Annotated in this window: 8 protein-coding genes; 5 read left to right on the top strand and 3 right to left on the bottom strand. The window is 54.0% G+C overall.

Going from position 1 to position 8,502, the window contains the following annotated elements; translation table 11 throughout:
• The first annotated feature begins 82 nt into the window (after window positions 1-82).
• On the top strand, window positions 83-1,669 hold the full coding sequence (locus ACEQ15_RS08265) for a peptide chain release factor 3 (protein WP_370278642.1): 1,587 nt from the start codon (window positions 83-85) through the stop codon (window positions 1,667-1,669).
• 71 nt (window positions 1,670-1,740) lie between these two features.
• Complete coding sequence (locus tag ACEQ15_RS08260) at window positions 1,741-2,508, top strand: TatD family hydrolase (RefSeq protein ID WP_370278641.1); 768 nt, start codon at window positions 1,741-1,743, stop codon at window positions 2,506-2,508.
• A 5-nt stretch (window positions 2,509-2,513) separates the two neighbouring features.
• On the opposite strand, the gene ACEQ15_RS08255 is transcribed toward ACEQ15_RS08260, so the two are convergent.
• Both ACEQ15_RS08255 and ACEQ15_RS08250 read right to left on the bottom strand, forming a co-directional pair.
• Entirely contained in the window at window positions 2,514-2,912 is a 399-nt protein-coding gene (locus tag ACEQ15_RS08255; protein ID WP_370278640.1) for a hypothetical protein, read from the bottom strand.
• A 112-nt stretch (window positions 2,913-3,024) separates the two neighbouring features.
• Window positions 3,025-4,935, bottom strand: a complete 1,911-nt coding sequence (locus ACEQ15_RS08250) for a beta-ketoacyl synthase (protein WP_370278639.1) — start codon at window positions 4,933-4,935, stop codon at window positions 3,025-3,027.
• Window positions 4,936-5,257: 322 nt separating this feature from the next.
• Here ACEQ15_RS08250 and ACEQ15_RS08245 point away from each other — a divergent pair, with 322 nt between their 5' ends.
• Entirely contained in the window at window positions 5,258-5,914 is a 657-nt protein-coding gene (locus tag ACEQ15_RS08245) for an OmpA family protein (protein ID WP_370278638.1), read from the top strand.
• A gap of 16 nt (window positions 5,915-5,930) precedes the next feature.
• On the opposite strand, the gene ACEQ15_RS08240 is transcribed toward ACEQ15_RS08245, so the two are convergent.
• Window positions 5,931-7,145: a flagellar assembly protein T N-terminal domain-containing protein gene (locus ACEQ15_RS08240; protein ID WP_370278637.1), complete on the bottom strand. Its 1,215-nt coding sequence runs from the start codon at window positions 7,143-7,145 to the stop codon at window positions 5,931-5,933.
• A gap of 151 nt (window positions 7,146-7,296) precedes the next feature.
• Between ACEQ15_RS08240 and ACEQ15_RS08235 the strand changes: the two genes are divergently transcribed.
• Both ACEQ15_RS08235 and ACEQ15_RS08230 read left to right on the top strand, forming a co-directional pair.
• Entirely contained in the window at window positions 7,297-7,962 is a 666-nt protein-coding gene (locus tag ACEQ15_RS08235) for a FlgO family outer membrane protein (RefSeq protein WP_370278636.1), read from the top strand.
• 11 nt (window positions 7,963-7,973) lie between these two features.
• Window positions 7,974-8,441 (top strand): LPP20 family lipoprotein, encoded by a 468-nt coding sequence (locus ACEQ15_RS08230; RefSeq protein WP_370278635.1) that lies wholly within the window; start codon window positions 7,974-7,976, stop codon window positions 8,439-8,441.
• Window positions 8,442-8,502: the final 61 nt, after the last annotated feature.

The raw sequence follows: 8,502 nt of genomic DNA, 5'->3' as shown, positions 1-8,502 counted from the left end.
CGGATTTGACAAGCGAAGAACTGAAAAGAGAGTACTTCCAAAAGTGTGTACAAATCCGTGTACAAACTAAAAGAATTTATACATGGCAAACCAAGATTTTCTCAATGAAATCAATAAGCGAAGGACCTTTGCTATCATCTCTCACCCAGATGCCGGTAAAACCACCATCACCGAAAAACTGTTGTTGTTCGGAAACCTGATTCAGACGGCTGGTACGGTTAAGGGTAAGAAAAGCGACCGCCATGCGACGTCCGACTGGATGTCGATGGAGCAGGAACGTGGTATCTCCATCACCTCCTCCGTGATGCAGTTCCCGTACAAAGACCGCATGGTTAACCTGCTGGACACCCCAGGGCACGAAGATTTCTCGGAAGATACCTACCGCACCCTGACCGCGGTGGACAGCGCGTTGATGGTGGTGGACGGCGCTAAAGGTGTCGAGGACCGTACCATCAAACTGATGGAAGTCTGCCGCCTGCGTGATACGCCGATTTTCTCCTTCGTGAACAAGATGGACCGCGATATCCGAGATCCGATCGAGCTGCTGGACGAGATCGAAGAGGTCCTGAAGATCGCCGCTGCGCCGATCACCTGGCCGATCGACATGGGTAAGGCGTTTAAGGGCGTGTACAACCTCTACACCGATACCATCCATGTATTCCAACCAGGCATGGGGCACACCATTCCGGAAGATATCCAGATTAATGGTCTGGAGACGGATGAGGCCAAGGAGCTGCTGGGTGATATCTACGAGGATTACCTGGAAGAGATAGAGCTGGTGCGTGGTGCAACCCACGAGTTCGAGCTGGAAGAGTTTATGGCGGGCAAGCTGACTCCGGTTTACTTCGGTACCGCCCTGGCGAACTTCGGCGTGCGCGAGATGCTGGATGGTTTTGTTGAATACGCGCCAGCACCTAGCAGCCGTAACGCGGTTAGCCGCGATGTTGAAGCGAACGAAGAAAAGTTCTCCGGCTTTGTGTTCAAGATCCAGGCAAACATGGATCCGAAGCACCGTGACCGTATCGCCTTTATGCGTATCTGCTCCGGCAAATACAGCCGTGGCATGAAGATGAAGCACACCCGCATAAACAAAGATGTGAAGATCGCTGATGCGGTGACCTTTGTGGCGGGCGACCGTGAGAACGTGGAAGAGGCATGGTCTGGTGACATCATCGGTCTGCACAACCACGGTACCATTCAGATCGGCGATACCTTTACTGAAGGTGAAGCACTGAAGTTCACCGGTATTCCGCACTTCGCGCCGGAGATCTTCCGCCGTGTGCGTCCAACCGACCCGCTGAAGATGAAGCAGTTGCAGAAAGGTCTACAGCAGCTCTCTGAAGAGGGGGCGGTACAGCTGTTCATGCCGGAGAAGAACAACGACATGGTGCTGGGTGCTGTCGGTCAGCTGCAGTTTGATGTGGTTATGTTCCGCCTGAAGGACGAGTATAAGGTTGATTGTGTATACGAAGCCGTCAATGTGCAAACCGCCCGCTGGGTTGAGTGTGATGACGACAAGATGCTGAGCGATTTTAAACGTAAGGCATACGACAACATCGGTATCGACGGTGCAGGTTTGTTGACCTATCTGGCTCCAACCCGCGTTAACCTGAGCCTGACTCAGGAGCGTTGGCCGGACGTGCAATTCCGTTCCACCCGCGAACACTGATCGCCTGATTAAATATGTTCAAAAGCCCGCTGCCGGTCTGCCGCCAGCGGGCTTTTTGCTATGATCCATTTATGAACGTTGATCTGATCGATACCCACTGCCATCTGGATTTTCCAGTCTTCGATGAAGACCGGGATGATGTTGTATCGGATGCAAAAGCCGCGTCTGTGAATGCCTTTGTGGTACCCGGTGTCTTAGCGCAGGATTGGCCGCGCTTGTTGGGGTGTTGTGCTGAGTACGGTTTTTCCCCCGCATTGGGATTACATCCCTGTTTTATCGATCAGCACCAGAACGAAGATCTCGAACACTTGGAAACCTTACTGGCGTCAGAACAGGTGGTGGCTGTTGGTGAGATTGGCTTGGATTTCTTTATCGCCGACTCGGACCAGGTACGGCAGGTGGCGCTGTTTGATACTCAGCTAGAGTTGGCGAAACAGTTTAACCTGCCGGTACTGCTGCACGTGCGTAAAGCACACGACCAGGTACTGAAGCTGCTGCGCCAGAAAAAGTTGCCGTGCGCGGGGATTGTGCATGCTTATTCCGGCAGCGAACAGCAGGCAACGCAGTATGCCGATCTGGGCTTTAAGTTGGGGATCGGGGGAAGTTTGACCTACGAGCGTGCTAAAAAGCTGCGCCGTATCGCGTCGGATATGCCGTTATCCACACTGGTACTGGAAACCGATTCGCCGGATATTCCGTTGCTGAATCACCGCGGTATTCCCAATCAACCGAAGAGGGTACGTGAGGTCGCCGAGGTGCTCGCCGGGTTACGTGGCATCAGTCTTGAAGAGCTGGCGCACGCGACTTCGACGACCGCACGCAAACTGCTGAATTTATAAACCGCTCACAACTTTTTGAATCTCCCATTGGATTCGTACAATTCAAATTGTTCCTGCCACAGGTAACGCCATACGGTGTTGGAGGCGTAAGTGCGAGGGATCAGATAACGGAAGTCATCAATCTGTTTCGCTTCATACTGTTTTTTGGGCGGAGCCAACATCAAAGTAACAAGATCTCGTACGTCCCAGCCTTTAGGGCTGGTGGGAATCTCGTACGCTTGGGCGATTCGCATCTCATTGTAGGATGGGATGATCAGCTCCAGGTTAAGACAGCGATTCTGACCTGAATAACACAGCTCTGTGCGCTCCAAATCCAGTGTGTAGTAACCGGAATGAAGATCGGAGGAGGATGCACAGCCATTCAAAGCCAATACGCTGGCTGCGAGTAACAGTTGCGTCTTCATTATGTCCTGCCGTTATTGGGTGCTTTCCCGATTTGACTGCGGCAGTGAGGAATAGTTTTGCACCTGTAACAGTCTTCTTGAGACTGTTACAGGGCTTACGCTTGAGGGAGGATCAGCAGATGTCGGAGTATGGGTTATCCACAGACAGATCAACCGGGTTCTCGTAACCCGGCAGGCGGATCTCCTTATCGGTGATCTGCAGGTCTTCACCTTCTAGTACGTTGTGGTCATAAAGATAGATCGGGCGCGCTGTGCCTTTAGTTGCCTGTTGGTCGTATTCCGCTGCTTTGGCACTTACCTGCTCACGTTTCTTTAGATATTCGCTCATGGCGCTGTCGCCGTATCGACGGCGCAACATGTTTTCGGCGACGTGAGGTGCCAGCACCGGCGCGGACGCGTTGTTGCCACCAAAGCCCTTGGAGTTTAGCAGTACACTGTCCATACCCTGTGCGCCAACTTCAATATGCTGGTTGCTCAGTAGCAGGTTGGACTGGTGCACATCGTCGGCAAATGCCGGGGTGGTCAGGATGCCCGGGATATAGCCGTACGCCCAGGTGCCCAAAGAGGTGCTCAACTGGTCACCACCGGCAGTGCCCTGGGAGTGGCCCAGATAGGATTTTACAGCAGCCACTGGCCAGCTCTCGATGCCAAACGCTTTTGCCGTTTCGTTGATTACGTGTGACTCGGTGACGCGGTTCTGAGGTGTGCTGGTGCCGTGGGCCTGTACAAAGCTGCGCTGGCGTAGGGACTCTTCTCCCAGCATGCCGCGCACCATGGAGGCAGCTTTTGCCAGGGTGATGTAGTTACCCACACCCGGAGCGGAGATCGATTTTTTGTGGCCATCCGCATTTACGAAAACGTCTGGTACGGCACCGAAGATCTGCGCGCCCATCTCCAAGGCTAGGTCATCGCTCATCAGCAGGGCAAACTGGCTGGATTCGCCCATGGTGAAACCGCAGTTCTGTCCGAATGGACGGCAGGCACGACGGTAGTCGTCATCACTCAGGCTGCTCAGTCCGTCCAGCGCCAGCAGGTCTTTGTCCTCTGCCAAAGCGCCCATAACACGGAAACCTTCCATCACTTCCGGGGTAACCGGTGCATCGCTGCCGCCGACCAGTACCACCTTACGGCGGCCGGAGCGGATATCGTTTACCGCGCTGCGCAGGTTGTAGAGGAAGGTTGCACAGGCGCCCAGAGCACCGCCGGTGACGCCAACGCTGCCCAATACGTATGCATTAACGAAGTCTGCAGGCATCTGGGCGTAACCCAAAGGCATCTGCTTGGAAGTGGTGCGTTTACCCAGTGCCGGATATTTGGTCAGGCCACCAAAACCCAGGTCATCCAGCTGGCCGATGGAGTTGCTGGCATAAACACCGATCTGGTCTGGTGATACGCGAGCAGCAATCTCTTCAAACGGGATGCCGCTGGAGCGCAATGCATCGGAGGCTCCGAACACGGTCATCTGCAGGTTGCGTGGGTGGTTGCGGGATTGGTACAGCTTGCCCGGCTGGAATCCGGTTGGCAGTTGGCCTGCAGCTTTAACCTGGGCCTCTTTACCATCCGGGAAGATAACATCCATGGAGTCGCTGACGGTGATGTCGAAGACACCCGGCGCAGGCTCGGTAACCTGCCAGTTCGCAGGGATGTTCTGCGGCATCTGGCGTTTGCGCAGCTGGAAGCGCAGTTCACCTTCATTGCATTTCAGCTTGGCCGGTTTGTTGAACATCACGTTGTTCACGTCAAACCAGTCCGGGTGGATCTTGCGGATCAGGGTGTTATCCAGTACCTGCTGGCCAACAGTTTGCAGCAGCTCTTCTACGGAGAGGGTTTCGCCGGCACTGTTCTGGTAGCTGCCGTCGGCGTAGCTTGCCAGTCCGGTCAGTGTGGCCAGGCCCAGCAACGTCTCTTCCCGGCTTTGCGTATCCAACTTATCGATAATCAGGCGGCGATAGGCGTGATGAAAAGATGCTCGACCCGCAGGGTTGATACCACCAAAACCAACGATGAGAGGCAGCTGAGACAATGGGAACTCCTTGGACTGGATGTACTCAATGAGTGTGGCTTAAATATTCGGCACCACGATGGCCTGGGTGCCCAGTTAACCAAATTTTATGACACCTTTTTTGGGTAGAGGTGTTCAAAATTGGGTTTCTGTTACCGATCCGTCATTTTATCGGTTGTTCAGGGGGGTGACTAGGGATAAATGATGGGTTTTGGAATTTGTAAAGAATTCTTTACAGATATGCGGTATGTGAGTCCATTTAAGCTATGGTTCAGGTATTACCTTTAGACTTGAAAGCATTGCAGGGCTTAGGTGCCGATAACGATTTTTGTGAGAGCTTGTGATGAAAAAGTTTATTTATGTGTGTGTAACCGCGGCGGTTCTTTCCGGTTGTCAGACAATCGATCCTTATACCCGTGAGCAGAAGACCAGTAATACTGCGACCGGTGCCGGTATTGGTGCTGTAGCAGGTGCGGTGCTGGGGGCTGCAGTGTCCAGCAAGAAAGATCGTGGCAAAGGAGCGCTGACCGGTGCGCTGGTGGGTGGTGCTGTCGGTGGTGGTATTGGTTATTACATGGACCAGCAGGAAGCATTGCTGCGTCAGGAGTTGGAAGGGACGGGTGTCAGCGTACAGCGTCAGGGTGACGATATCCGTTTGATCATGCCAGGTAACGTGACCTTTGCAACCGATTCTACCCGTATCGATGGCGGCTTCTATCCAGTGCTGGATTCTGTGGTGAAGGTGCTGATGAAGTTTGATAAAACGGTGATGTCTGTAGATGGCTTTACCGACAGTACCGGTAGCTTTGAGTACAACCAGCAGTTGTCTGAAGCCCGTGCGGCGGCGGTGGCAAACTATCTGACCGGCTCCGGTATTGAGCGTCTGCGTATCAGTACACAGGGTTACGGCGAGCGTTACCCGATTGCCGATAACGGAACAGCGTCAGGCCGGGCCCTGAACCGCCGTGTAGAGATCAATATTCGTGGTCAGCGTGCCTGATTAATACCAGGCTCGCTTATTTAGAAACCACAATGTCGCCCGGCAGAATGTTCTGATGCTGGGCGATATTCACCAGGTGTCCCTTGATTATATTCGGGTGCACCTCATCCACCACCAGGGTGCGATCGGTGTCGGTCAACTGATGGGTTGGTCGCATCTGTACATCATAGAAGGTTGAGCGGTGCAGGATATTAAACTTATCCCCACGCTTGATGCCTGAGCTGGTGCCCGCCTTAAACCAGATCTGATTGTTCTCTGTGTGGGTAATACGGGCCGAGAATGGGCGGCAACGCAGGTTGCTTTCCAGCTCGTCCACCATCTCATGCAGCAGTTTAGATACTGCCTGACCGTATTCCTGATTGGCAAATGCCTGACTGTTAAAACCGGCACGTAACTCCTGTGGTAAGCTCCATACGCCCTGAGTTTGGTAGCGGCGTTCCATCAGCAGTGCACCACTGAAACCGTCGTGGATAAACAGATCCAGCTGGAAGTTACGCAGATGTTTGCGGCTGCGGTAGTCCAGGCGGTTGTAGAGGTCGACGAAATAGTTGTCTTCGGCATGGGTGCGGGGATCCACCATCGCCATGTCACGAATCACGCCGGAAACGATGAACTGCGTGTCCAGGTTGTTCACGTTGGCGGCAACAGAGGTCAATGCGCCATCATCCAGTTGTCGACTAGGGGATGTCTGTAACACCGGATAAATGTTCAGGTGGCTCGCCTTGAAGGGGCGCAGGTTACCGCGGGCTGTGAGCTTGCTGGCGATCAGGTTGGGCATCTCCCAGGCAGTATCGCCCAGTCCGCCAAGATTGCCCTGGGTCGGATGTTCCAATGGGAATGCGGTGATCGCAATGGACTTCAGGAAACGGTCACTGGTGCCGTCCTTGCAACCGGTGTCGGTAAACACATCGGCGCTGATACGCACCACCAGGATATTGCCAACGATCTTCTCTTCGAGAACCTGCACGTTTTCTACCTGGCCGAGGGTGGTGATCTGCATGTTGTCGATCTCCAGAATCCCGTCTCGCACCTGTTGACTGCTGGAAACATAGACCGCGGCCTGCATGGATGCCTGCTGGGTAGCGGCGGCAATGGCTGCCTTACGTGCAGGGCCCAGATTGTTGTTCTGGATGACCGCCTGACCTTCCGCCTCTACGGTCAATGCCTGCGCCACCAGGTGAGTGAACATCAGGGCTATGAACAGGGTATATTTGAGCAACAGGTTAAACATATTCAGCGGCTGACCGACAACTAAGTAAATGTTCCGTTAACAGTATGCAAATGCTCCGGGGATGTAAACTGGAGTGCAGCCTGAACCGATGGGCGAAACTGCAGATAAAAGTGTGTTAGATTGTCTGCAGTCGAGATATGGATTCTACAACATGAAAAAGCTTCTGCTGTTCTCCTTCCTGCTGAGCGGATGTACCTGGCAGGGTTTCGGTCCTGAACCAGAGCCGCAACCGGTCGTGGCGCCAGAGCCTGTTGTGCAGGAGCCGGTAATCAGCAGCGCGGAGCTCTCCAGTATTGCGACCCGTGATCAGATTTACGATCCGGTGAGTGAAGCGGTCGCCGAGCTGGCGATTCAGTTGCAGGAAGGACTGCAGATGAACCGCGTGCGTCGCTTGCCGATGGCGGTGATGCCATTTGTTGATCTGTCCCGGGCGCGAGAGCGTTACACCGGTGCCTTGGGAGAGCGTTTGAGCGAGAGTTTCGTCTATCAGTTACAGCAAAACGATTACAACCTGATCGACTACCGGGCTGTGAGTCTGTTGACCACGGCGCGGGACCCGTTGACCAAGCAGAATATGTCCAGCCTGCGTAATCGATTCCGCATCTATTTTCTGTTGACCGGTAGCTATGCGCGCTACCCGGACGGTATCGTGGTGAACGCCCGTGTGCTGGATACCACTACTCGTCAGGTCTTGGCGTCTGGCCAGACTCATCTACCGGATAGTCGGCTGGAGGGCGGTACACCGGGATATGATCCGATCAAGGCGATTCAGAAAGGGATGATCATTGAAAACAGTCTGGGGCCGGTAGGACAGTGATGGGAATACCGATGAATAGTGTAAAAGTGGCCGCTCTGATTCTGGCGGGGGCGTTGTTGGCAGGGTGCGAAACGGCCTCTCGTTCGCTGGTGGATTTTGCCGAGGCGTTGCCGGATGCACCGCAAAATACTGCGGTAGTCGAAGCACGCGAGCCTGAATGGGTGCGCGCGACTGGATATGCACCAATCAGTTTGCAGCCGGGCAAGACCAAAGAGCACAAGATGATTCAGGCGATGCGAGCATCCAAGCTGCGTGCCTATCAGGAGCTGACGGCGATTGTGCATGGTCAGTATCTTTTCGGTACCACGGCGGTGCGGGATATGGTGGTGCAGAACGATCAGTTCAAAACGGCGGTGTCAGGGATTGTGCGTGGTGCACGTGTCGTGAAGACCTATCCGGTGCAGGACGATGTTTACGCGACGGTGCTGGAAGTGGATATGAATCAGCTGCAACGGGCCTGGGTTAATGCCAGTGAGTAGCGTCAACTACTTACGCTGAAGAACTAAAAAACGGGCAGTCTGAACTGCCCGTTTTTTTATA

The organism is Pontibacterium sp., from assembly GCF_964228735.1.
Lineage (GTDB): Bacteria > Pseudomonadota > Gammaproteobacteria > Pseudomonadales > Balneatricaceae > Pontibacterium.
The sequence above is the reverse complement of the archived record's forward strand: the minus strand, read 5'-3'. Positions and strand labels throughout refer to the sequence as shown.